We start from the raw sequence: 21092 nt of genomic DNA, 5'->3' as shown, positions 1-21092 counted from the left end.
GCGGATGTCCGCGAATGCTGATTCCCTGGCGCAAGCGATGAAGGATTGTGGCCTCAGATTTCTGGGATTCAGGCGCGGAACGGGAATTCCGCCTTACGTCGCCGGCATGGTCACGTCCCGTCATCCCGACGAAGGCCGCCGGGATCGAACCGTCGCGATCGATGACCCTGCCGGGGTTTCGAAGGCAAACGCCGACTGGTTCGAACTGGGCGCGCAGTTTGGTCTGTTCTCCGCCGATCGTCAGTTCCTGCTCTCCATCAGCGTGCCGTCCCCCGGGGCGGTCGACGATACGGATGTCGAGGGGGTCTGGGGGCTTGTCGAGTTGCTGGATGACTGGGACATCATGGGTGCGGGCTGCGCGGTCGGTGTCACCGGGAGCCGATATGGCCGGCCCGCGTTCGTCATGTCCGCCCTCGATGGTTCGGTCTTTGTGCAGGGCACGGTGTGGCAGGACAGCATCGGGACCGCCGTCCTCCCCCACCCTCGGCGAGTGCGGTCTCTCCGGGATGTTGCCCGGTTGAACGTCGGGAAGCCGTACCGCACAGCCGCCGAGGACGAGGACACGCTGGCCTGGCTTGCCGAGCAGGACGAGAGCTGAAATACCGACGATCACTCGGGGACGGGTTGCTGAGGGGGTCGGAAGCTGCTCTGGTTCCAAGTAGGTGGGCGTGACACACTTCCGCTGTTGCGGAAGTGAACAGAGTGGCCAGGGGGCGTGGGCGGATGAGCAAGCGGCAGACGCGGAAGATGCTGCGACTGATGGCGAGCGGGGAGCCGGTCGAGCTCACCAGTGCGATGGCTTCCGTGAAGAAGCTCGCCCGACTCGCTTTCACAGCGCAGCAGTTCGGGTACGAGTACGCGGACGTACGGCAGGGCGGCGGGAACAACAGCCAGCTGAAGATGCTGATCGTGCCCGATCACAGTCCGCAGGCCCGCGCCCGCGCCGCGCAGAACTGGGCGCAGTATCCGAACGCCCACGACGGCGTGTCGCTGCCGCCGCTCGTGCCGGACGCGTTCGAACTGCTCAAGGCCCGCATCAACTTCGACCTCACCGGAAAGAGCGCCGAGAAGCGGATGGGGTACGGCGCCCTCGGTGTCTCCATCGGCTGTGTCGTCCTCGCCTACCGGCTCGGGGGCACGTCCGACGACTTCGTCATCTCGGCCGTCATCTGGCTGGTGCTGATGGCCGTCTTCGGTATCGGCCTCGTCGTCACCCGTAAGCGGAACGCCAAGTTCGCCGCACGGCTGCAGGCGGCCGGGTTCGCCCCGGTGGCGGACGAGACGGGGCGGGTGCGCTATCTGCCTCCGGGCGGGCAGATGCCGGGACAGCACGGCAACCCCTTCGGGGCAGGCCCGTACGGGGCTCAGGGCCCGGGGATGCCCGCCCCGGCGGCCCCCGCGCCGTACGGCCAGCAGCCCCCGATGCCGTACGCCCAGCCGCAGCCCCAGCCTCCGATGCCGTACGCCCAGCCGCAGGCCCCTGGCCCCTATGCCCAGCCCCAGCCGCAATACCCCCAGCCCCCCTACCCCCAGCAGAACCCCCACTGGCAGCCCCCGCAGCGCTGAGGGGTCCGGGGCAGCTCTCATCCCGGCCCTGCCCGAGGTGAGAGCAACGTTCCCTGCCGGTCACCGGCTGCCACAGCGCCGAAACGCTCCCTCCCTACCTTCGGGATCAGCCCCTCGCGGCACCGCCCGCGCCCCCGGAGAGCAGTGGAGGCCTGATGACAGTCCGCAGCGGCCGTTGGATTCAGCAGTGGGATCCGGAGGACGAGGTCTTCTGGAACGCGACCGGGGAGAAGACCGCCCGGCGCAATCTCCTCTTCTCCGTGCTGTCCGAGCACATCGGGTTCTCCGTCTGGACCATGTGGTCCGTGCTCGTCCTCTTCATGGGCCCCGAGTACGGGCTCACCCCCGCCGACAAGTTCCTGCTGACGTCGATGGTCACCCTGGTCGGCGCCGTGGTCCGGGTGCCGTACACCTTCGCCGTCGCCCTCTTCGGCGGGCGGAACTGGACGGTGATCAGCGCGGCGCTGCTGCTCGTGCCCACCGTCGCCGCGTTCGCCGTGATGGAACCGGGGACGTCCTTCTCCACCTTCCTCCTCGTCGGTCTGCTGGCCGGTGTCGGCGGCGGCAACTTCGCCTCCTCCATGACCAACATCAACGCCTTCTTCCCGCTCAGGAAGAAAGGCTGGGCGCTGGGACTGAACGCCGGCGGCGGCAACATCGGCGTCCCGGTGATCCAGCTCGCCGCCCTCGCGATCATCGGCGCGAGCGGCGGACCGCGCGTGCTGCTCGGGGTCTACATCCCGCTGATCGTCGTCGCCGCCGTGCTCGCCGCGCGGTACATGGACAACCTGGCCTCGGTGAAGAACGACACCGGTGCCGCCAAGGACGCCGCCAGGGAAGCGCACACCTGGATCATGTCCTTCCTCTACATCGGCACCTTCGGCTCGTTCATCGGCTACAGCTTCGCGTTCGGGCAGGTGCTGCAGAGCCAGTTCGACCGCACACCGCTCGAGGCCGCGTACGTCACCTTCATCGGGCCACTGCTCGGCTCGCTGATCCGTCCGGTGGGCGGGTGGCTCGCCGACCGGTACGGCGGCTCGCGGATCACGCTGTGGAACTTCGTCGCCATGGGCGCGGCGACCTCCGTGCTGATCGTCGGCTCCGTGCGGGAGTCGCTGGCGCTGTTCACCGTCGCGTTCGTGGTGCTGTTCGTGCTGACCGGCCTGGGCAACGGGTCGACGTACAAGATGATCCCGGGCATCTTCCAGGCGAAGGCGCTGGCGAGGGGGCTGGTGGGGGAGGAGGCGGCGGCGTACGGGCGGCGGCTGTCCGGGGCGGCCATGGGACTGATCGGCGCGGTGGGGGCGCTCGGCGGCGTCGGCATCAATCTCGCCTTCCGTCAGTCCTTCCTCTCCTACGGCTCCGGCACCGGCGCGTTCGTCGCCTTCCTCGCCTGCTACGCGGTCTGCTTCGCGGTCACGTGGGCGGTGTATCTGCGCCGGCCGGTGGACATGAACCAGGCCTTGGAGAAGAAGCCGCAGCTCAGCTACGCCGACGTATGACGGGAATTGACGTCCTCCCCGCCCTGAAGGGCGGGGATTCCTGGCTCACGTTGGCCGGGGAGCAGCGGTCCTCCGGCTCTTACACGATCAGCACCAGTCGGGTTGAGACCAGCCCGGACCAGCATCACGCGGGCGGAGTTCTTGTCCCTGGGGGACACCACTCCGCAGGCGGTGCAGGTGTAGGTACGTTCCGAAAGAGGTAGCGCGTGCTTGGTTCTCGCTCCGCACGACGCGCAGTCCATGGTGGTGTGCGCGGGATTGACGAGGCGGATGTCCCGCCCGTGCTTGCGGCCCATCTCGATCAGGGCCGTTTTGGTGGCGCCGATCGCCGCGTCGGCGGCTTTGCGGGCCATGGTGGTCTTCGCGAGGAACTTCGGCCGGAAGTCCTCGACGGCGATCGCGTCGTGGTCACGGACTACGGACTTGGCCCACTTGCGGGCGGTGTCCTGCCGCTGCCGGGCGGTCTTCTTGTGCAGCTTCGCGGTCTACCGCCGGGCTTGGCGGTAGCCGTTGGATGCGGCCTGGCCGCGCGCGGGGCGGCGGCGGGCCATCATCCGCTGGTAGCGGGCGAGTCGCTGCGCCGCGCGCTTGCCGTGCTGTGCGGGGGAGAGGTCGTGGGCGTCGGATGTGGTGGTGGCGGTCTCTTTGACGCCCCAGTCCACGCCGAGCACGGCGCCCGTGGCGGGGAGAGGCTGGAGCTCGGTGGCGACGACGAACGACGCGTACCAGTGGCCCAGGCTGTCCTGGTACACGCGCACCGAGGAGGGGGCGGCCGGGAGGCCGCGGGACCAGACGACCGTCAGGACGATCCCGCCCGCGACGTGGAGTCGGCCGTCCTTCAGCCGGAACCCGCGCTGTGTGTAGTTCATGGTGGGCAGCGCGTCCCACTTGCGCTTGATGCGGGGCATACCGGCGCGCTGCCGGTGCGGCAGCTTCGCCTTGATGTCCTTCATGGCCTTGGCGCGGGACTTGGCGAATTCGCGGATGGTCTGCTGCTGCGGCACCGACGCGCCTTCGCGCAGCCATCCCATGGCGTTGCGGGCCTCGGTCAGCATCTTGTCGAGCTGCGCCGGACCGCACGTCACCCTCTCGGCGGCGTCCCGGTTCGCGGCGTGGACCTTGCGGGACACGGCCACGCATTCGTTCCACACCCAGCGGCAGCGCGCCCACTCGGCCTCCAGGCCGGAGCGGGCGGTCGACGACACCCGGAGCCGGTAGGTGTACCGGGCGTGCCCGGCACCCTCCGAACCCTCACATCGTGTCGTCATGGTGTCACTCTACCACTGGTCAGCCACTCGAGGCCCACTACCCTGGGGTCATGGATGAAGAGAAGCGCATCACCCTCCGTCTGCCCGCAGACCTGCACGCGTGGCTGGTCACTCAGGCCAGGTCCGCCCGCAGATCCCTCAACTCCGAGATCGTCTACCGGCTGGAGGTCGAGCGCGACGCCGCCGTGGCAGACGCCGAATCGCCCTGACGGCGATTCGGCTATTCCTGCCCTGCTCCGCAGGGGTCCGATTCCTCCCCGGCCTGAAGGCCGGGGCATCCTCGGAGGAACCCGGTGACGTAACACTGGTGACATGAAGCCGAACCGAGCCTGTCATGGAGCGTTGACAGGCTCGATCGGCGTGACGGCGGAGCCGCGACCTCACGCACCCCCTGCAGTACACCGACTCGATCCGGGACGAGAGAGCCATGTACGACGAACAAGAGCAGCCATCCGACCACGGACCCCTCGCCGGGTTCACCGTGGGCGTGACCGCCGCGCGCCGGGCCGACGAGCTGGGCGCGCTGCTTGAGCGGCGCGGAGCCGCCGTGCTGCACGCCCCTGCCCTGCGGATCGTGCCGCTCGCCGACGACAGCGAACTGCTGGCCGCCACCAAGGACCTCATCGGGCAGGCCCCGGACATCGCGGTCGCCACCACCGCCATCGGGTTCCGGGGCTGGGTGGAGGCCGCCGACGGCTGGGGGCTCGGCGAGGATCTGCTGGCGCGGCTGCGCGGGGTGCGGATCCTGGCGCGCGGGCCCAAGGTGAAGGGCGCGATCCGGGCCGCCGGGCTGACCGAGGAGTGGTCGCCGGCGTCGGAGTCGCTGGCCGAGGTGCTCGACCGGCTCCTCGAGGAGGGCGTCGACGGGCTGCGGATCGCCGTACAGCTGCACGGGGAACCGCTGCCCGGGTTCGTGGAGGCGCTCAGGGACGCGGGCGCGGAGGTGGTGGGGGTGCCGGTGTACCGGTGGCTGCCGCCGGAGGACCTCGGCCCGGTCGACCGTCTGATCGACGCGGCCGTCGCCCGCACCCTGGACGCCGTCACGTTCACCAGCGCGCCCGCCGCCGCGTCCCTGCTGTCCCGCGCGGAGGAACGCGGACTGCTCGACGGACTGCTCGCCGCGCTCGGCCACGACGTGCTGTCCGCCTGCGTCGGACCGGTCACCGCCCTGCCGCTGCAGTCCCGCGGCATCGACACGGTGCAGCCCGAGCGGTTCCGGCTCGGCCCGCTGGTGCAGGTGCTGTGCCGGGAACTGCCCGCGCGGGCCCGCGCGTTTCCCGTCGCCGGGCACCGGGTGGAGATCCGGGGGCACGCGGTCCTGGTGGACGGCGCGCTCAAACCCGTACCGCCCGCCGGGATGTCGCTGCTGCGGGCGCTGTCGCGGCGGCCCGGCTGGGTCGTCTCCCGCGCGGAGCTGCTGCGCGTCCTTCCGGGCGCGGGCCGCGACGAACACGCGGTGGAGACCGCCATGGCCCGGCTGCGCTCCGCCCTGGGCACCCCGAAACTGATCCAGACGGTCGTCAAACGCGGCTACCGCCTCGCCCTGGACCCGTCGGCGGAGTCGAAGTACGCGGACGGGTGAGCGTTCCCGGCCCGTGGACGTCCACTCACGGGCCGGAGGGGTTACGGCGGCCGGAACGGGCAGGCACTGTGGGAGGGAACGGTTTCCCGGATCGCTCACCGGCCCCGGGCGCGGGGCCAACCTAGGCGGTGGCAGGAACATGGCACTGGGTACGGTCACGGCGGGCTCCTACGAGCTGCGGTTCGACACCGGGCGGATCTGCCTGGATCTGCTCGCGACCTCCCATCCCGTGGAACGGCTCGGCTCCGCGGAGGTGCTGCGCGTCTGGATCGCGGGCTGCGGACTCGTCCCGGCGGACACCCCGCTGGCCCACGTCGACGCCTCCTGGCCGGCGGCCTTCCGCGAACTGCGCGGACAGCTCGCCCCGTTGGTGCGCGGAAGGCCGGCGTCGTACGACCGCCCGCTCGCGCGCGTCAACGAACTCGCCCGCGCCGCACCGCCGGTGCCCCGCGCGGTACCCGGCGAGGACGGGGTCCTGGTACGCCGGCTCGACGGCCCGCCCGGCCGGGCCGCGCTGCTCGCGGCCGTCGCGCGGGACGCCGTCGACCTGCTGACCGATCCCGTCGCGCGGGCGAGCCTGCGCCAGTGCGAGGGCGACAACTGCCCGATCGTGTACGTCGACACCTCCCGCGGGCGCAGGCGCCGCTGGTGCTCCAGCGAGGTCTGCGGCAACCGGGAGCGCGTGGCCCGTCACCGCAGGCGCGCGGCACTCGCACGCGCGTAGACGAACTCCACTGCCCCGTATGCGGCTTCTGTACGCCGCCCACGAGAAATCGCCGAAGTGATCTCGGTTACACGGAAGTTCGGCCCGATCGCGCTGTGATCACCGTCACAGGGGCGTCGATGTGTCGGAAATGTAAAGAAGCAACGGTGGAATTGTGGGTTCATGTCCCGGTCGTCATGTCACCCCACAGAAAACTGTCACCTCGCTTTGAACACCCAACACCCCGCTTCCGTACCGGTTGTCGAGCGACCGACTGGGGGATCCCCCGGACACCGGAGGTGGGCGTGCGCAAGGATGCGGCCGTGGCCAATGAACGTGGAGCGAGGGCCCGACATCGCATGTCCTCACAGCCCAAGGAACCTGACGAGGAGTTGATGCGTGCCCTGTACCGGGAGCACGCCGGACCTTTGCTCGCCTATGTCCTCAGGCTGGTCGCCGGGGACCGGCAGCGCGCCGAGGACGTTGTTCAGGAAACGCTCATCCGTGCCTGGAAGAACGCCGGTCAGCTCAATCGGGCGACCGGTTCGGTACGCCCCTGGCTGGTGACGGTCGCCCGGCGCATCGTCATCGACGGCCACCGCAGCCGGCAGGCCCGGCCGCAGGAGGTCGATCCGTCGCCGCTGGAGGTCATCCCCGCGGAGGACGAGATCGACAAGGCGCTGTGGCTGATGACGCTGTCTGACGCACTCGACGACCTGACCCCGGCGCACCGGGAGGTACTCGTCGAGACGTACTTCAAGGGACGTACCGTCAATGAGGCGGCCCAGACACTCGGCATACCCAGCGGCACCGTCCGCTCCCGGGTGTTCTACGCCCTGCGTTCGATGAAGCTGGCACTGGAGGAGCGGGGGGTGACGGCGTGACGAAGGTCTACGGGGGATACGGAGAGGGCGGTACGGGTATGACTGGTCCCATGCAGGGATCACCGGTGCCGAACGAACACGAGACCGTCGGCGCCTACGCCCTCGGCATCCTCGACGACGCCGAAGCAACCGCTTTCGAGGCCCACCTCGCGACCTGCGAGTGGTGCGCCCAGCAGCTCGACGAGCTCGCCGGGATGGAGCCGATGCTGGCCGCGCTCGCGGACCTGCCCGGCACCGGGACGCCCGCGCTGGGCGAGTCGCTGTCCGCCAGGCCCGCCCCGCGCGTGGTGGAGAAGCTGGTCGACGAGGTGGCCGAGCGCCGCGCGCGCAAGCGCCGCCGCAACTTCTACATGGTGGCCGCCGCCGGCGCGCTGATCATCAGCGGCCCGTTCGTCGCCGTCGCGGCCAGCGGCGGGAGCGACGAGGGCGGAGGTGGGAGCGGTACCAACCGTACGCTGGCCGCCAACCCGGCGAAGGACGCCTTCGACAAGAGCACCGAGAAGATCATGGCGACGGACCCGGCCACCCAGGTGACCGCGACCGTGGCGATGGAGAAGAAGCTCTGGGGCACCGGCACCACCCTCGAGCTGAAGAACGTCAAGGGCGAGCAGAAGTGCTCCCTCGTCGCCGTCGGCAAGAACGGCGAGCGGGAGACCATCACCTCCTGGTCGGTCCCCGGCGAGGGCTACGGCATCCCGGAGGCCAAGTCCGACAAGGCCAAGCAGCCGCTGTACGTACAGGGCGGCGCGGCCTTCCAGCCGAACGAGATCGACCACTTCCAGGTGATGACCTTCGACGGCGAGCTGCTGGTCGAGATCGACGCGTAGGGGCCGGCCCGCAGGACGTCGCCCCGCTCCGACCGGCACCGGTGAGCGGGGTCCGGTGCGTGCCGGGCCCCGCTCACCGGTGGGCCCGTAGCCGACAGGCCTCCCCTTCGCGTACGGTTGACGGCTGCCCAGCACGTCAGAAGGGGGCCCGGTGGCCGCTCAGGCTCAACAGGGAACCGCGGTCGATCCGGTTCACGACTCCGTTCGCGACCGGGAGATCCGAGTCGAACAGGAACACCTCGACCGGGTGTACCGGCGCCTCGAGGAGAAGATCCACGAGGCCGAGTTCCTCATGCGCGACGCCGCCCGGCGCGGCCATGTCGGCACGCCCGGCGCGCTCGCCGAGCGGGACGCCCAGGTCTTCCGGGCCGGCATCCACCTCAACCGGCTGAACAACGAGTACGAGGACTTCCTCTTCGGCCGGATCGACCTGCTGCCCGGCAAGGACGGCAGGAAGGGCCCCGACGGCGCGTACACCGCCGTGGAGCCCGCCGAGGGCGCCGTACGGCCCGACAACACCGCGGACATCGCCGAGACCCTGCACATCGGCCGGATCGGCGTCCTGGACGAGGACTACGCCCCGCTGGTCATCGACTGGCGGGCGCCGGCCGCCGCGCCGTTCTACCGCTCCACCCCCGTCGACCCCGGCCGGGTCGTGCGCCGCCGGGTCATCCGCTCCAAGGGCCGCCGCGTCCAGAGCGTCGAGGACGACCTGATGCGCCCCGAGCTGACCGCGTCCCTCGACGGCCGCGAGCTGCCCGTGATCGGCGACGGCGCCCTGATGGCCGCGCTGGGCCAGGCCCGTACGCACACCATGCGGGACATCGTCGCGTCCATCCAGGCCGAGCAGGACCTGGTGATCCGCGCCCCCGCCGCCTCCGTGACCTACGTCGAGGGCGGCCCCGGCACCGGCAAGACCGCCGTCGCCCTGCACCGCGCCGCCTACCTCCTCTACCAGGACCGCCGCCGGTACGCGGGCGGCATCCTCATCGTCTCGCCCACCCCGCTCCTCGTCGCCTACACCGAGGGCGTGCTGCCCTCCCTCGGCGAGGAGGGCCAGGTCGCCATCCGCGCCATCGGCTCGCTGGTCGACGGCGCCGAGGCCACCCTGTACGACTCCCCGTCGGTGGCCCGTGCCAAGGGCTCGTACCGCATGCTGAAGGTGCTGCGGAAGGCCGCGCGCGGAGCGCTCGAGCCGCACGACTCGCCGCAGCGGCTGCGTGTCGTCGCCTTCGGCCGGCGGCTGGAGCTGGAGGCCGGTGAGCTGGCGGACATCCGCCGTACCGCCCTCGGCGGCACCGCCCCCGTCAACCTGCTGCGCCCGCGCGCCCGCAAGCTGCTCCTCGACGCCCTGTGGCAGCGCTCCGGCGCCGGGAACCGGCACACCGACCCGGAGCTCGCCGCCGAACTGCGCGCCTCCTTCGACGAGGACATCACCACCGAGGACGACTTCATCGCCTTCCTCGACGCCTGGTGGCCCGAGCTCACCCCGGCCGCCGTGCTGGACGCCATGGCCGACGAGCGGCGCCTCGGCCGCTGGGCCCGGCGGATCCTCAACCCGGGCGAGGTCCGCAAGGTCGCCCGGGCGCTGAAACGCGGCGGCCGCTCCGTGCACGACATCGCCATGCTCGACGAGCTCCAGGCGATCGTCGGCGCCCCCGCCCGCCCCCGCAGGAAGCGCGACCTCGACCCGCTGGACCAGCTCACCGGGCTGGAGGAGCTGATGCCGGTGCGCGAGGAGACCCAGCGCGAGCGCGCCGAGCGGCTCGCCCAGGAACGCGTCGAGTACGCGCACGTCATCGTCGACGAGGCGCAGGACCTCACCCCGATGCAGTGGCGCATGGTCGGCCGCCGCGGCCGGCACGCCACCTGGACGGTCGTCGGCGACCCGGCCCAGTCCTCCTGGTCCGACCCCGACGAGGCCGCCCAGGCCCGCGACGAGGCCCTCGGCAGCCGCCCGCGCCGCCGCTTCGAGCTCACCGTGAACTACCGCAACCCCGCGGAGATCGCCGAACTGGCGTCGAAGGTCCTCGCCCTCGCCATGCCGGGGTCCGTGTCGCCGAAGGCGGTGCGCTCCACGGGCGTCGAACCGCGCTTCGCCGTCGCGGCCGGCCCGCTGGGCGAGACCGTGCGCGCGGAGGCGGCCCGGCTGCTGGAGCGCGTGGACGGCACCGTCGGCGTGGTCGTCGCCATGCAGCGCCGCGAGGAGGCCCGGCGCTGGCTCGACGGGCTCGGCGACCGGGTGATGGCGCTCGGCAGCCTGGAGGCCAAGGGCCTCGAGTACGACGCCACGATCGTCGTGTCACCCGCCGAGATCGCCGACGAGTCCCCGGCCGGCCTGCGGGTCCTGTACGTCGCCCTGACCCGCGCCACACAGCAGCTGACGGTGGTCTCGGCGGAGCGGGACGAGCCGGACCCGGACGGAGTGCCGGATCTGCTGAGGGACTGAAGGGCACGGTGAAAAAGCACGTGCGCCGGGGGAATGGTCTTACGGGATCCGTTTGTTAGCCTGGACGTGGCACCGGCCCGATCCAAGCCCCCGGGCCCAACCTTAGTCGCTGCGAGCGACCACTTGCCGCGAGGCGAGCATGGCGGGTCGGTGTCATATGAACGACGGGGACCCACGTCACGGAATGTGACGTGGGTCTCTTTTTCTTCGCTCTTCCTCTTGTCCGATCGGCTCCCGCGTGGTGGAAACTGGCTTCCGTCGCACGCACACGCCGATGAACAAAACGTCCGCAATCCACGGCGGCTACCGCCTACCCAGGGGTAGGTGCGACGATCGGACGGCACATTGAGCGACACGGTAAAAGCAGAGGAAGTCGGCCATGGCAACGGCGCCCAGCGTCTCCTACTCGATGACGATCCGGCTGGAGGTGCCCGCGAGCGGAACGTCCGTATCGCAGCTCACCACGGCCGTGGAGTCCTCCGGAGGCTCGGTGACCGGCCTCGACGTCACCGCGTCCGGCCACGAGAAGCTCCGTATAGACGTCACCATCGCGGCGTCCTCCACCTCGCACGCCGACGAGATCGTCGAGCAGCTGCGCGGCGTCGAGGGCGTCATCCTGGGCAAGGTCTCCGACCGTACGTTCCTGATGCACCTCGGCGGCAAGATCGAGATGGCGTCGAAGCACCCCATCCGCAACCGTGACGACCTCTCCATGGTCTACACGCCCGGTGTGGCCCGCGTGTGCATGGCGATCGCCGAGAACCCCGAGGACGCCCGCCGCCTCACCATCAAGCGGAACTCCGTTGCGGTTGTGACGGACGGCTCCGCCGTGCTGGGCCTCGGCAACATCGGCCCGAAGGCCGCCCTGCCGGTCATGGAGGGCAAGGCCGCCCTGTTCAAGCGGTTCGCGGGCATCGACGCCTGGCCGATCTGCCTGGACACCCAGGACACCGACGCGATCGTCGAGATCGTCAAGGCCATCGCCCCGGGCTTCGCCGGCATCAACCTGGAGGACATCTCCGCGCCGCGCTGCTTCGAGATCGAGGCCCGGCTGCGCGAGGCCCTCGACATCCCCGTCTTCCACGACGACCAGCACGGCACCGCGATCGTCGTCCTCGCCTCCCTGACCAACGCGCTGCGGGTCACCGGCAAGTCCATCGAGAACATCCGCGTCGTGATGTCCGGCGCCGGCGCGGCCGGTACGGCCATCCTGAAGCTGCTGCTCGCCGCCGGTGTGAAGAACGCCGTGGTGGCCGACATCCACGGTGTCGTGCACGCCGGCCGTGAGGACCTGGTGGACGCCGCGCCCGGCTCGGCCCTGTGCTGGATCGCCGACAACACCAACCCGGAGAACCTCACCGGCACCCTCAAGGAGGCCGTGCGCGGCGCCGACGTCTTCATCGGCGTCTCCGCCCCGAACGTCCTCGACGGCGACGACGTGGCCACGATGGCCGAGGGCGCGATCGTGTTCGCGCTCGCGAACCCCGACCCCGAGGTCGACCCGGCAATCGCCCGTCAGACGGCGGCCGTTGTGGCCACCGGACGCTCGGACTTCCCCAACCAGATCAACAACGTGCTGGTGTTCCCGGGCGTCTTCCGCGGTCTGCTCGACGCCCAGTCCCGCACCGTCAACACCGAGATGATGCTGGCCGCCGCGCAGGCCCTCGCGGACGTGGTGACCGAGGACGAGCTCAACCCGAACTACATCATCCCCAGCGTCTTCAACGACAAGGTCGCGGGCGCCGTGGCCGGCGCCGTACGCGACGCGGCGAAGGCGGCGGGGGCGTCGGCCCCGTAGGGCCTCCGGCCCCACGGGGGCTGTGAGGATCACCACGGCCGGTTGGAACCGGCGCGTCGGGGCACCCGAAGATCCCGGCGGCCCTTTAAGGTGGGCGGCCGGGCCGTGGCGCCCTTCGTGTGACTCCCTCGGGTGTTCTCACGACTCCTGCGGGTGCCGGATTGGCATTACCGCCGCAGGTAGAGGCAGGATGCGTCCCTGGGCGCGAGGGTCTGACGACGGACCCGGGTCCGGGGACTCTCCGAGGAACCTGGCAGCATCGGCTTGGCCGTGCCCGACATGCGGCTCCGCCGCGTGGCACGCCTCAAACGGCAAGAAGAACACGGGAGTAACAACATGAACCGCAGTGAGCTGGTGGCCGCACTGGCCGACCGCGCCGAGGTGACCCGCAAGGACGCCGACGCCGTGCTGGCCGCGTTCGCCGAGGTCGTCGGCGACATCGTCTCCAAGGGCGACGAGAAGGTCACCGTCCCCGGCTTCCTGACCTTCGAGCGCACCCACCGCGCCGCGCGCACCGCGCGCAACCCGCAGACCGGTGAGCCGATTCAGATCCCCGCGGGGTACAGCGTGAAGGTGTCGGCGGGCTCGAAGCTGAAGGAAGCCGCCAAGGGCAAGTAGCCTTGCGTCTTTGAGCGCCTCAGGGGCGGCCGCGGGTCCGTTGTGGCTGGTCGCGCCCGCGCGGCGGAGCCGCACATGTCTACGGCCCGCGCCCCTTCAGGGCGCTTGCAGCAACGCCGATGGGGCGGTCACCCGACTCGGGTGACCGCCCCATCGGCGTTGCTGGTGGCTGTCTGTCAGCCCAGGGCCTTGCCCGGGAGTTCCACCTTGGCGCCCAGTTCCATCAGCTTGTCCATGAAGTTCTCGTAGCCGCGGTTGATCAGGCCGATGCCGTGGACCCGGGAGGTGCCCTGGGCGGCGAGGGCGGCGATGAGGTACGAGAAACCACCGCGCAGGTCGGGGATGACCAGATCCGCGCCCTGGAGCCGCGTCGGGCCCGACACGACCGCCGAGTGGAGGAAGTTGCGCTGGCCGAAGCGGCAGTCGGAGCCGCCCAGACACTCGCGGTACAGCTGGATGTGGGCGCCCATCTGGTTGAGCGCGGAGGTGAAGCCGAGCCGGGACTCGTAGACCGTCTCGTGGACGATGGACAGGCCCGTCGCCTGCGTCAGCGCGACCACCAGCGGCTGCTGCCAGTCCGTCTGGAAGCCCGGGTGGACGTCCGTCTCCAGCGCGATGGACTTCAACTGCCCGCCCGGGTGCCAGAAGCGGATGCCCTCGTCGTCGATCTCGAAGGCGCCGCCGACCTTCCGGAACGTGTTCAGGAACGTCATCATCGAGCGCTGCTGGGCGCCCCGGACGTAGATGTTGCCCTCGGTCGCCAGCGCCGCGGACGCCCACGAGGCGGCCTCCAGGCGGTCCGGCAGGGCGCGGTGGGTGTAGCCGCCGAGCTTGTCCACACCGGTGATGCGGATCGTGCGGTCGGTGTCCATCGCGATGATCGCGCCCATTTTCTGCAGTACGCAGATCAGGTCCTCGATCTCCGGCTCCACCGCCGCGTTGGACAGCTCGGTGACGCCCTCCGCGAGCACCGCGGTCAGCAGCACCTGCTCGGTCGCGCCGACGGACGGGTACGGCAGTTCGATCTTCGTCCCGCGCAGCCGCTGCGGGGCCTCCAGGTACTGGCCGTCCTCCCGCTTCTCGATCGTCGCGCCGAACTGCCGCAGTACGTCGAAGTGGAAGTCGATGGGCCGGCCGCCGATGTCGCAGCCGCCCAGACCCGGGATGAACGCGTGCCCGAGCCGGTGCAGCAGCGGGCCGCAGAACAGGATCGGGATGCGCGAGGAACCGGCATGGGCATCGATGTCGGCGACGTTGGCGCTCTCCACGTGCGTGGGGTCGAGCACCAGTTCACCGGGCTCCTCGCCCGGACGGACCGTCACGCCGTGCAGCTGCAGCAGCCCCCGTACGACCCGGACGTCCCGGATGTCCGGGACATTGCCCAGACGGCTCGGTGCGCTGCCCAGCAGCGCGGCGACCATGGCCTTCGGTACGAGGTTCTTCGCACCGCGGACACGGATCTCACCCTCCAGCGGGGTTCCGCCGTGGACAAGCAGTACGTCATCAGTGCCGTTGACGGTCATGGATCTCGCGTTCCGTGGAGAGTGGGGCAGGGGCCAGAAGGGAAAGGGTAGTCGCCCCTCACCCCCCTTCTGTAAGCCCGTACGGGCCCTTTGGACGTCATGGATCTGTCACAACACGAACGGTTCCGATCCGGCCACGCGGGGTCACCGTCCCCGTCGTGCGCCGGGGATGCTCCCGTCCGCCCTGAGCTGCCTTCACTCCCGTACACCCGTTGCCTCCCCATGCGGGAGCGGGATGCGGGATCATGTCTGGCATGACCGAGGTGTCCTCGCTCACAGGGCGGCTGCTCGTGGCCACTCCCGCCCTGGCGGACCCGAACTTCGACCGTGCGGTCGTGCTCCTCCTCGACCACGACGAGGAGGGCTCCCTCGGTGTCGTCCTCAACCGTCCGACCCCCGTGGACGTGGGTGACATCCTCGAGGGCTGGGCGGACCTGGCCGGCGAACCGGGGGTCGTCTTCCAGGGCGGCCCGGTGTCGCTGGACTCCGCCCTCGGCGTCGCCGTCGTCCCCGGCGGGACGGGCGGTGAGACCGCGCCGCTGGGCTGGCGGCGGGTGCACGGCGCGATCGGACTGGTCGACCTGGAGGCCCCGCCGGAGCTGCTCGCCTCCGTCCTCGGCTCCCTGCGCATCTTCGCCGGATACGCGGGCTGGGGCCCCGGCCAGCTGGAGGACGAGCTGGTGGACGGCGCCTGGTACGTGGTGGAGTCGGAGCCCGGCGACGTCTCCTCCCCGTCGCCGGAGCGGCTCTGGCGCGAGGTGCTGCGCCGCCAGCGGGGCGAGCTGGCGATGGTGGCCACGTATCCGGACGACCCTTCGCTCAACTGATGCCTGTGAGCTTCAGTACCCTTGGCTGTTATGAGCACTCTTGAGCCCGAGCGCGGGACAGGTACGGGGACCCTCGTCGAGCCGACGCCGCAGACCTCCCACGGCGACGGTGACCACGAGCGCTTCGCCCACTACGTCCAGAAGGACAAGATCATGGCGAGCGCGCTCGACGGCACGCCCGTCGTGGCGCTGTGCGGCAAGGTGTGGGTGCCCGGCCGCGACCCGAAGAAGTACCCGGTGTGCCCCATGTGCAAGGAGATCTACGAGTCCATGGGCGCCGGCGACGACGACAAGGGCAAGGGCAAGGGCGACAAGTAGTCCGTCCCCTCTCTCACCTCCTTTCCGTCCGTCCGATTCCTTCCGAGGCCCTCGGAGCGCGCTTTGCGTGCCCTGGGGGCCTTTGTGCCGTCCGCGCGTTGCGCAGGATGCTTCCGCCGGTCACAGAGTGGTTGAGACCTCTTGTGGCGCGGTTCACGTAGTCCTTAGCCTCCGATGTTGTTGTGCACAGCGAAACCGCCATTGCATATGTTGCAACGCGTTCGGAGGAGCAACTCCATGAAGCTGTCCGCCCGTCTGGTCGCCGCCGCGGCCGTCCTCGCCACCGCCGCCGCCTGCGCGCCCCAGACCTCCGGCACCTCCTCCTCCGACAAGGACGAGAAATCCGGCACCCTCCGTGTCTGGCTCTTCCAGGAGGTCAACAACAAGCCCAAGGAACAGGTCGTCGACTCCGTCCTCGCCGAGTTCGAGAAGGCGCACAAGGACACCGAGGTCACCGTCGAGTACATACCCGTCGAGACCCGCGCCCAGCGCATCAAGGCCGCCTTCAACGACCCGAAGTCCGCCCCCGACCTCATCGAGTACGGCAACACGGACACCGCCGGCTATGTGAAGGACGGCGGACTCGCCGACGTCACCGAGGAGTTCGCGGACTGGAGCGAGGCCAAGGACACCGACCCGACCGCCAGACAGTCGGTCACCGTCGACGGCAAGGTCTACGGAGCCCCGTACTTCGTCGGGGTCCGCGCGCTCTACTACCGCACCGACGTCTTCGACGAACTCGGCCTCGACGTCCCGAAGACCCAGGCCGAGCTGATCTCCACCGCCAAGGAGATCCACGCCGCGAAGCCGGAGCTGTACGGCATCGCGGTCGGCGGCGCCTACACCTACGGCGCCATGCCCTTCATCTGGGCCCACGGCGGTGAACTCGCCACCGGCAAGGGGGGTTCGTACGCCTCCGCCATCGACAGTGCCGACGCCCGCAAGGGCATCGAGGCGTACACCTCGCTCTTCGGCGACGACAACTGCCCGGCCGCGAAGTGCGCCGGCATGGGCGGCAACGACACGGTGACCGCGTTCGCCTCGGGCAAGGCGGCCATGGCGATCGGCGGCGACTTCAGCCACGCGGCCGTGGAGGCCGGGAAGGTCAAGGGCAAGTACGCGGTCGTACCGCTGCCGGGCGTCGAGGCCGGGTCCATCGCCCCCGCGTTCGCCGGAGGCAACAACCTCGGCGTGCTCAAGTCCACCGCGCACCGGACCCTTGCCGTCGATCTGATGGAGCGGCTGGCGTCCAAGAAGGCGCAGGGGGCGTTGTTCGAGGGCATGGGCTTCCTGCCGACGTTCTCCGACGTGCGGGAGCAGGTGGCCGCGAAGGAGAGCTTCGTGAAGCCGTTCGTGGAGACTCTGGCCGCGGACACGAAGTTCGTGCCCGCCTCGCCCGCGTGGGCGCAGATCGACTCCTCGTTGGTGCTGCCGACGATGTTCCAGGAGGTCGTGAGCGGTAAGAAGGGCGTGGACGCGGCCGCGCGCGACGCGGCGGAGAAGATGAACGCGGCGTTCGGCTCCGCCGGATGAGTTCGCCCACGAGCTCGGGAGCTCTCGCGCGGCGGCGGGTGCGGGTGCGTCGTGGCCTCTCGCGCCCGCCCGGCGGCAGCCGCACATCGCACACGGCCCCTCGCCCCCGGGCGGGTTCCAGGACCCCCTGGTTGTATCTCGCGCCCGCTCTGGTGGTCCTCGGGGGGCTGCTGGGCTACCCGATCTATCAGCTCGGGCTGATCTCGCTCTTCCATTACACCCAGGCCCAGGTCAGTGGGGGCGAGGCGACCACCTTCGAGGGGCTGGGGAACTACGCCCGGCTGTTCGGGGACGAGCAGTTCTGGCAGGTGCTGCTGGCCACCGTGGTGTTCGCGGCGGCCTGTGTGGTGTGCACGCTGGCCGTGGGGTGTGCGCTCGCCGTGCTGCTGACGCGCGTACGGGCCGTGCCGCGGCTGGCGTTGATGCTGGCCGGGCTCGGGGCGTGGGCGACACCGGCGGTCACCGGGTCCACGGTCTGGCTGTTCCTCTTCGACGCCGACTTCGGGCCGGTCAACCGGGTGCTGGGGCTCGGCGACCACTCGTGGACGTACGGCAGGTTCAGCGCGTTCCTCCTCGTCCTGCTCGAAGTCGTCTGGTGCTCCTTCCCGTTCGTGATGGTGACGGTCTACGCCGGTATCCGCGCCGTACCGTCCGAGGTGCTGGAGGCCGCCTCCCTGGACGGGGCCTCGCAGTGGCGGATCTGGCGCTCGGTGCTCGCGCCGATGCTCCGGCCCATCCTGGTGGTGGTGACCATCCAGTCGGTCATCTGGGACTTCAAGGTCTTCACCCAGATCTACGTCATGACGGGCGGGGGCGGAATCGCCGGCCAGAACCTGGTCCTGAACGTCTACGCCTACCAACAGGCGTTCGCGTCCTCGCAGTACAGCCTCGGCGCGGCGATCGGTGTGGTGATGCTGCTGATCCTGCTCGCCGTGACGCTGGTGTACCTGCGGCTGCTGCGCCGCCAGGGGGAGGAACTGTGACACTTGTGAGCCGGGACGGGGAACCCCGGGTGAAGCCTGTGCGCCGGTCCGTACGGCGTCCGGGGCGGCTGGCGGCCGAGACGGCGGCGCTGCTGACCGCGGCCGTGGTGGCGTTCCCGCTGTACTGGATGGTGCTGAGCGCCTTCAAACCGGCCGGGGAGATCGAGTCGACCGAGCCGCGGCCCTGGACGCTGGCGCCCTCCCTCGACTCGTTCCGGCGGGTGTTCGGGCAGCAGGAATTCGGCCGGTACTTCCTCAACAGCGTGGTCGTCGCGGTCGCCGTGGTGGTCGCCTCCGCGCTGATCGCCTTTCTCGCCGCGACCGCCGTGACGCGATTCCGGTTCCGCCTGCGGACCACCCTGCTGATCATGTTTCTGGTGGCCCAGATGGTGCCCGTGGAGGCGCTGACCATCCCGCTGTTCTTCGTCATGCGGGACCTCGGCCAGTTGAACACGCTGTGGTCGCTGATCCTGCCCCACATCGCGTTCTCCCTGCCGTTCGCGATCTGGATGCTGCGGGGGTTCGTGAAGGGGGTTCCACAAGCGCTGGAGGAGGCCGCCTACATCGACGGGGCGAGCCGTGCGCGTTTTCTGTGGCAGATCCTTTTCCCGCTCGTTCTGCCGGGCCTCGTGGCCACCAGCGTTTTCTCCTTCATCTCCACCTGGAACGACTTCCTGTTCGCCAAGTCCTTCATCATCAGCGACATCTCGCAGTCGACCCTCCCGATGGCGCTGCTGGTCTTCTACAAACCCGACGAGCCGGACTGGGGCGGGGTCATGGCGGCGTCGACGGTGATGACGATTCCGGTACTGGTCTTCTTCGTACTCGTACAGCGGCGCCTGGTCTCCGGACTGGGCGGCGCGGTAAAGGACTGACATGACCGAACTGATTCCAGCGCCCCGCGGTGTCGTCGCCGGATCCGGCGAGGTGCGGCTGACGGAGCGATCCCGGCTCCACGCCGGCCACGGCACGGAGGGCGTCGGCCGCTGGCTGCGCACCGTCCTGTCGCAGGCGACCGGACTGCCGCTGCCCGAAGGGCGGACACCCGACGACACGGACCGGGACGGCATCGGGCTCCGGCTCGGCCCCGGACTGGGCCCGGAGGAGTACCGCCTCGTCAGCGACAGTGGCGGCGTCCTCGTCGAGGGCGGCAGTGCCGCCGGTGTCTTCTGGGGCGCGCAGACCCTGCGCCAGCTCCTCGGCCCCGACGCCTTCCGCCGGGCGCCCGTCCGGCGCGACGGCGGATGGGCCGTGCCCCATGTCACCGTCGAGGACGGGCCCCGTTTCCGCTGGCGCGGACTGATGCTCGACGTCGCCCGGCACTTCATGCCCAAGGAAGGCGTGCTGCGCTATATCGATCTGATGGCGGCGCACAAACTCAACGTGCTCCACCTCCATCTGACGGACGACCAGGGCTGGCGCCTCGAGATCCAGCGGTATCCGAAGCTCACCGAGATCGGCTCCTGGCGTGCCCGGACGAAAATCGGACACCGCGCGTCACCGCTGTGGGACGACAGCCCGCACGGCGGTCACTACACCCAGGACGACATCCGCGAGATCGTCGCCTACGCCGCCGAGCGGCATATCTGCGTCGTCCCCGAAATCGACGTACCGGGGCACTCGCAGGCCGCGATCGCCGCGTATCCGGAACTCGGCAACTCCGATGTCGTCGACACCGCCTCCCTGACCGTCTGGGACACCTGGGGGATCAATCCGAACGTACTCGCCCCCACCGACAACACCCTGCGCTTCTACGAAGGGGTGCTCGAGGAGGTCCTGGAACTGTTCCCCGCGGACGCCGGGCCGTTCTCGCCGTTCGTGCACATCGGCGGCGACGAATGCCCCAAGGACCAGTGGCGCGCCTCGGACACGGCGCAGAAACAGATCAGCAACCTCGGACTCGCCGACGAGGACGCGCTGCAGTCCTGGTTCATCCGGCACTTCGACGGCTGGCTCGCCGAGCGGGGACGGCGGCTGATCGGCTGGGACGAGATCCTGGAGGGCGGCCTCGCACCCGGCGCCGCGGTGTCCTCCTGGCGCGGCTACTCCGGCGGGATCGCCGCCGCACGCGCGGGGCACGACGTGGTCATGTGCCCCCAGCAGCAGGTCTACCTGGACTACCGTCAGGACGCGGGCCCCGACGAGCCGGTGCCGATCGCGTACGTGCGCACCCTGGAGGACGTCTACCGGTTCGAGCCCGTACCGGCGGAGCTGACCGGCGACGAGGCCGCGCGGGTGCTGGGCACCCAGGCCAATGTGTGGACCGAGGTGATGGAGGACCAGGGGCGCGTCGACTATCAGACGTTTCCCCGGCTCGCGGCGCTCTCCGAGGTCGCCTGGAGTGCCCTGCCGGACTCCGAGGACCGGGACTTCGCCGACTTCGAACGGCGGATGGGCGCCCACTACCGGCGTCTGGACGCCCTCGGAGTCGCCTACCGTCCTCCCACCGGCCCGCTGCCCTGGCAGCGGCGTCCCGGGGTGCTGGGACGCCCGCTCGACGGCCCGCCGCCCCAGGGGTGACCCGCGCCGCCCGAGGGTCCCCGAACCCTCGGGCGGCGCCCGCCCGTCCGGCGCCGAACAGCCTGTGCGAAACGGGAACAAGGGTCACCGAAGAGTGGCAATTCCCGGCGCACCGGCGATGCCGTGCGAAAACCGGCCACGACCGGGACGAGGTGGGCGAATGCCTCCTAGCGGACCCCCGTCTTCGGCAC

18 protein-coding genes and 1 pseudogene are annotated in these 21092 nt (G+C 70.2%); 17 read left to right on the top strand and 2 right to left on the bottom strand.

Annotated elements, in window-relative coordinates:
* Positions 1-4 precede the first annotated feature (4 nt).
* The 3 genes from IF28_RS0125945 to IF28_RS0125935 all read left to right on the top strand — a co-directional run bounded on the left by IF28_RS0125945 (position 5) and on the right by IF28_RS0125935 (position 3068).
* Positions 5-598 carry a hypothetical protein gene (locus tag IF28_RS0125945; RefSeq protein WP_158713715.1) on the top strand — a complete coding sequence of 198 codons (594 nt, stop codon included), beginning with the start codon at positions 5-7 and terminating at the stop codon, positions 596-598.
* A gap of 125 nt (positions 599-723) precedes the next feature.
* Positions 724-1566 (top strand): hypothetical protein, encoded by an 843-nt coding sequence (locus tag IF28_RS0125940; protein ID WP_030224855.1) that lies wholly within the window; start codon positions 724-726, stop codon positions 1564-1566.
* Between the two features lie 155 nt (positions 1567-1721).
* A complete protein-coding gene (locus IF28_RS0125935) occupies positions 1722-3068 on the top strand; it encodes a nitrate/nitrite transporter (RefSeq protein ID WP_030224852.1) in 1347 nt (448 codons plus the stop codon).
* On the opposite strand, the pseudogene IF28_RS36535 reads toward IF28_RS0125935, so the two are convergent.
* Positions 3053-4336, bottom strand: a pseudogene (locus tag IF28_RS36535) (RNA-guided endonuclease InsQ/TnpB family protein). The gene IF28_RS0125935 and the pseudogene IF28_RS36535 overlap by 16 nt on opposite strands.
* A 50-nt stretch (positions 4337-4386) precedes the next feature.
* Here IF28_RS36535 and IF28_RS38090 point away from each other — a divergent pair.
* The 8 genes from IF28_RS38090 (at position 4387) to IF28_RS0125890 (ending at position 13197) form a co-directional block, all read left to right on the top strand.
* Positions 4387-4545, top strand: coding sequence for an Arc family DNA-binding protein (locus IF28_RS38090; protein WP_030224851.1), 159 nt, complete (start codon positions 4387-4389; stop codon positions 4543-4545).
* Between the two features lie 218 nt (positions 4546-4763).
* Positions 4764-5918: a uroporphyrinogen-III synthase gene (locus tag IF28_RS0125920; protein ID WP_030224849.1), complete on the top strand. Its 1155-nt coding sequence runs from the start codon at positions 4764-4766 to the stop codon at positions 5916-5918.
* A 139-nt stretch (positions 5919-6057) separates the two neighbouring features.
* The gene (locus tag IF28_RS0125915) at positions 6058-6642 is read left to right on the top strand and encodes a CGNR zinc finger domain-containing protein (protein WP_030224847.1); all 585 of its coding nucleotides are present in this window, start codon (positions 6058-6060) and stop codon (positions 6640-6642) included.
* Between the two features lie 278 nt (positions 6643-6920).
* Positions 6921-7505 (top strand): sigma-70 family RNA polymerase sigma factor, encoded by a 585-nt coding sequence (locus IF28_RS0125910; RefSeq protein WP_078621421.1) that lies wholly within the window; start codon positions 6921-6923, stop codon positions 7503-7505.
* 65 nt (positions 7506-7570) lie between these two features.
* Positions 7571-8332: an anti-sigma factor family protein gene (locus tag IF28_RS0125905; protein ID WP_063829353.1), complete on the top strand. Its 762-nt coding sequence runs from the start codon at positions 7571-7573 to the stop codon at positions 8330-8332.
* A 151-nt stretch (positions 8333-8483) separates the two neighbouring features.
* Positions 8484-10781: a HelD family protein gene (locus tag IF28_RS0125900; protein WP_030224845.1), complete on the top strand. Its 2298-nt coding sequence runs from the start codon at positions 8484-8486 to the stop codon at positions 10779-10781.
* A gap of 379 nt (positions 10782-11160) precedes the next feature.
* On the top strand, positions 11161-12579 hold the full coding sequence (locus IF28_RS0125895) for an NAD-dependent malic enzyme (RefSeq protein WP_030224844.1): 1419 nt from the start codon (positions 11161-11163) through the stop codon (positions 12577-12579).
* 336 nt (positions 12580-12915) lie between these two features.
* Entirely contained in the window at positions 12916-13197 is a 282-nt protein-coding gene (locus tag IF28_RS0125890; RefSeq protein WP_004987462.1) for an HU family DNA-binding protein, read from the top strand.
* 176 nt (positions 13198-13373) lie between these two features.
* On the opposite strand, the gene murA is transcribed toward IF28_RS0125890, so the two are convergent.
* Entirely contained in the window at positions 13374-14720 is a 1347-nt protein-coding gene (gene murA / locus IF28_RS0125885) for a UDP-N-acetylglucosamine 1-carboxyvinyltransferase (protein WP_030224840.1), read from the bottom strand.
* A gap of 254 nt (positions 14721-14974) precedes the next feature.
* Here murA and IF28_RS0125880 point away from each other — a divergent pair, with 254 nt between their 5' ends.
* The 6 genes from IF28_RS0125880 to IF28_RS0125855 all read left to right on the top strand — a co-directional run bounded on the left by IF28_RS0125880 (position 14975) and on the right by IF28_RS0125855 (position 20901).
* A complete protein-coding gene (locus IF28_RS0125880) occupies positions 14975-15547 on the top strand; it encodes a YqgE/AlgH family protein (RefSeq protein WP_030224838.1) in 573 nt (190 codons plus the stop codon).
* Between the two features lie 30 nt (positions 15548-15577).
* Positions 15578-15865, top strand: coding sequence for a DUF3039 domain-containing protein (locus IF28_RS0125875; RefSeq protein ID WP_030224836.1), 288 nt, complete (start codon positions 15578-15580; stop codon positions 15863-15865).
* Positions 15866-16102: 237 nt separating this feature from the next.
* The gene (locus tag IF28_RS0125870; protein WP_030224834.1) at positions 16103-17398 is read left to right on the top strand and encodes an extracellular solute-binding protein; all 1296 of its coding nucleotides are present in this window, start codon (positions 16103-16105) and stop codon (positions 17396-17398) included.
* Positions 17395-18381, top strand: coding sequence for a carbohydrate ABC transporter permease (locus tag IF28_RS0125865; protein WP_030224833.1), 987 nt, complete (start codon positions 17395-17397; stop codon positions 18379-18381). Before IF28_RS0125870 ends, IF28_RS0125865 begins: the two co-directional genes overlap by 4 nt.
* 29 nt (positions 18382-18410) lie before the next feature.
* Entirely contained in the window at positions 18411-19256 is an 846-nt protein-coding gene (locus IF28_RS0125860; RefSeq protein WP_030224832.1) for a carbohydrate ABC transporter permease, read from the top strand.
* Between the two features lies 1 nt (position 19257).
* Positions 19258-20901 carry a beta-N-acetylhexosaminidase gene (locus IF28_RS0125855; RefSeq protein ID WP_030224831.1) on the top strand — a complete coding sequence of 548 codons (1644 nt, stop codon included), beginning with the start codon at positions 19258-19260 and terminating at the stop codon, positions 20899-20901.
* The last annotated feature ends 191 nt before the right edge of the window (positions 20902-21092 follow it).

The organism is Streptomyces sp. NRRL WC-3626, from assembly GCF_000718785.1.
Taxonomy (GTDB): domain Bacteria; phylum Actinomycetota; class Actinomycetes; order Streptomycetales; family Streptomycetaceae; genus Streptomyces; species Streptomyces edwardsiae.
This window is presented reverse-complemented; position numbering and strand designations above follow the sequence as displayed.